Below are 633 nucleotides of genomic sequence, written 5' to 3'. Positions count from 1 at the left end.
TCGCAATGGGTGATGCAATTAACTGGTTCGAGGACGTAGCGCAGAACAAACTGCCTGCCGGTTACAACCACGACTACATGGGTGAAGCACGTCAGTTCGTGACGGAAGGTAGCGCGCTATACGCAACATTTGGTCTTGCGTTAGCCATCATCTTCTTGGTTCTCGCGATTCAATTTGAATCACTTCGTGATCCTATCGTTATCATGGTATCGGTACCGCTGGCGGTGTGTGGTGCGTTGATCGCCTTGGCTTGGGGCACAGCCTCGATGAACATCTACTCGCAGGTCGGTCTGATCACGTTGGTCGGTCTGATCACCAAACACGGTATCTTGATCTGTGAAGTAGCAAAAGAAGAGCAATTGCACAACAAACTGTCTCGAATCGATGCGGTAATGGAAGCGGCGAAAGTTCGTCTACGTCCAATTCTTATGACCACTGCGGCGATGATTGCGGGTCTTATCCCACTCATGTACGCAACGGGTGCAGGCGCAGCACAGCGCTTTAGTATCGGTATCGTAATCGTGGCTGGTTTGGCACTTGGTACGTTGTTCACGCTATTCGTACTACCTGTGATTTACAGCTACCTAGCTGAAAAACACAAACCACTGCCAGTTTTTGTTGAAGACAAAGACT

Annotated in this window: 1 protein-coding gene; it reads left to right on the top strand. The window is 49.6% G+C overall.

The features are described from left to right. The coding region (locus R7Q48_RS28420; RefSeq protein ID WP_318133673.1) for an efflux RND transporter permease subunit at positions 1-633 on the top strand (633 nt) is incomplete at both ends.

The sequence above is a fragment of the Vibrio sp. 378 genome (assembly GCF_033339435.1).
The sequence above is the reverse complement of the archived record's forward strand: the minus strand, read 5'-3'. Positions and strand labels throughout refer to the sequence as shown.